We start from the raw sequence: 2,305 nt of genomic DNA, 5'->3' as shown, positions 1-2,305 counted from the left end.
GACCGTCCCCACCGCGATACCGGAACCGCCGGGGCCGCCTGCGCCGGGGCCCGGCCAGGAGCCCACCGTCCCGCACCTAGAACCGGGACCGGCCGGCCCGCCCCACGACGACCAGCAGGGCACGCCCACGCAACCCCGCAGACAGGGACGGCCGGGACAGGGACGGCCGGGACAGGGCCGCGGGCTCGACGCGCCGAGCACCCAGCGCCTGCCCTACACCCCGGACATGCTCCCCGACGTCCCCCACTACGAGACGGAGCCCAGGAGGTCCGGCTGGTGGTGGGTCATCGTGGTCGGCGGAGTGGCGCTGCTGATCACGGTCGTGGCCGTGGTCGTGATCGTCTGGAGCAATTCCCGGGCCTGACCGCTCAGACCCTGGTGGAATCCATCGTCCAGTTGGTCTCCCAGGTCTGCTCCCCGTCGACCGAGAACGCCTGCTCCCACCGGCAGGTGTTCTCGTCGATCACCGTCCAGATGAAGCGGCAGCGGATCGGACGGCCCTCGAACACGTCGTCGCCGTAGAACTCGCCCCGGTTTCCGGTGAAGGAGCCGACCATGGGTGAGGTGTCCAGCACGCCCCGCGCGCTGCTGGCCCAGTAGATCGACCACTGCTCGGTGGCCGGGTTGTAGATGCGGACGGTCAGGCCGTGCCAGCCCTTTGTCGGGAAGGCGATCTCGTCGAAGCTGGCCGCGCCGTCGAAGTGCCGGGTGGCGACCGATACGCCGGGGAACTCGTCCCATTCGTCGCTGCCGGCGAGGATCTTGACGAGCCTGCGGTTCACGACGTTCCAGGTGCCCGCGTAGAAGTCGAAGTCGTTCATGCGGGGAACCGTAGGGCCGGGTCACTGACATGTAGTGTCAGTGAATATGCGTGCATCTCGCCTGGTCTCGATCCTGCTGCTGCTCCAGACGCGGGGCAGGATGACGGCCCAGGACCTGGCCGAGCGCCTGGAGGTCTCGGTCAGGACCATCTACCGCGACGTCGAGTCGCTGCACGCCGCCGGCATCCCCCTGTACGGGGACGCCGGGCCGAAGGGCGGATACCAGCTGCTCGACGGCTACCGCACCAGGCTCACCGGCCTGACCAGCGACGAGGCCGAGTCGCTGTTCCTGGCCGGGCTGCCGGGGCCGGCCGCCGAGCTGGGGCTGGGCGCGGTGGTCACGGCCGCGCAGCTCAAGCTGATGGCCGCGCTCCCCGTCGAACTGCGCGACCGGGCCGGACGCATCCAGGAACGCTTCCACCTCGACGCCCCCACCTGGTACCGGGACCCGGAGCCCGTCACGTTCCTGCCGGCGGTGGCCGAGGCGGTCTGGAACGAGCGCCGTCTCCAGGTCAGATACCGCAGGTGGAAGGCGCCGCAGGAGGTCGACCGGGTGCTCGACCCGTACGGGCTGGTCATCAAGGCGGGCCGGTGGTACCTGGTGGCGGGGTGCGGCGGCGACACGCGTACGTACCGGATGTCGCAGATCCTCGACCTGCACCAGTCGCAGGAGACGTTCGCCAGGCCGACCGGCTTCGACCTGGCGGTTTACTGGCAGGGGTACCTGGCCGAGTTCGAGGCCAGGCTGCGGTGGGGCGAGGCGGTGGTGCGGCTGTCGCCGCACGGGCTGGCGCGGCTGTCCGACCTGGTGACGCCGGGCATGGCGGCCGCGGCCCGGGATTCGGCCGAGCCGCAGGACGCGGAGGGGTGGACGCGGGTGACCGTGCCGATCGAGTCGATCGAGCACGCGCTGGGCGAGTTCCTGCGCCTGGGCGTCGACGTGGAGGTGCTGGCGCCCGCGGAGCTGCGCGAACGCCTGGCCACCACGGTGGACACCCTCGCCCGCCGCTACCACCCCACCTGACCGCACCGCGTCGCCGCCGCGCCGGGTCGTGTCGCGCCAGGAACCTTCGGGACCTTGCCGGACCTTCGGGAGCTTTGAGAGCCTTCGGGGCGCCTGAGATGCCTCCTTCGTGGGGATATCGACAAGGAGACCCCCGCACTCGAGAGAGCGCGCGCCATGGACCTCCACGAGCGCCTGCTGGTCCAGGTCAGCACCAGGGACGTCTACGAGGCGACCACGCTGGCCGGGCACCCCGGCTCCGGCCTGGTCTTCACCGGCCTGGCCGCGCACGACGCCGTCCGGATGGTGCGCCGCCGCGGCTACGACGGCCCGCTACTGGCCGACCGACGCCGCTACAGAGACTGAAAGTTTGGGGTGTCATGTCGATCTCGGGTTTGTGATCAGGCCGGTGTGTGCCAGGAAGGCGTCCAAGAGGTCAGGGCGATACTGCAGCTGCTTGAGGTGGCTGCGGATGATCGCG

At 70.7% G+C, this 2,305-nt stretch carries 3 protein-coding genes and 1 pseudogene; 3 read left to right on the top strand and 1 reads right to left on the bottom strand.

All coding sequences use genetic code 11. The features are described from left to right. A pseudogene (locus tag HII36_RS56210) lies at positions 1-364 on the top strand (hypothetical protein); the annotation flags it as partial. A gap of 4 nt (positions 365-368) precedes the next feature. On the opposite strand, the gene HII36_RS54725 reads toward HII36_RS56210, so the two are convergent. Beyond that, positions 369-821, bottom strand: coding sequence for a hypothetical protein (locus HII36_RS54725; protein ID WP_173531306.1), 453 nt, complete (start codon positions 819-821; stop codon positions 369-371). Between the two features lie 46 nt (positions 822-867). On the opposite strand from HII36_RS54725, the gene HII36_RS54720 reads away from it, so the two are divergent. Beyond that, complete coding sequence (locus tag HII36_RS54720) at positions 868-1,845, top strand: helix-turn-helix transcriptional regulator (protein ID WP_173531305.1); 978 nt, start codon at positions 868-870, stop codon at positions 1,843-1,845. Positions 1,846-2,001: 156 nt separating this feature from the next. Then, positions 2,002-2,190 carry a hypothetical protein gene (locus HII36_RS54715; protein ID WP_173531304.1) on the top strand — a complete coding sequence of 63 codons (189 nt, stop codon included), beginning with the start codon at positions 2,002-2,004 and terminating at the stop codon, positions 2,188-2,190. Positions 2,191-2,305 lie beyond the last annotated feature (115 nt).

Origin of the sequence: Nonomuraea antri (assembly GCF_013283785.1) — a bacterium.
GTDB classification, from domain to species: Bacteria; Actinomycetota; Actinomycetes; order Streptosporangiales; family Streptosporangiaceae; genus Nonomuraea; species Nonomuraea antri.
This window is presented reverse-complemented; position numbering and strand designations above follow the sequence as displayed.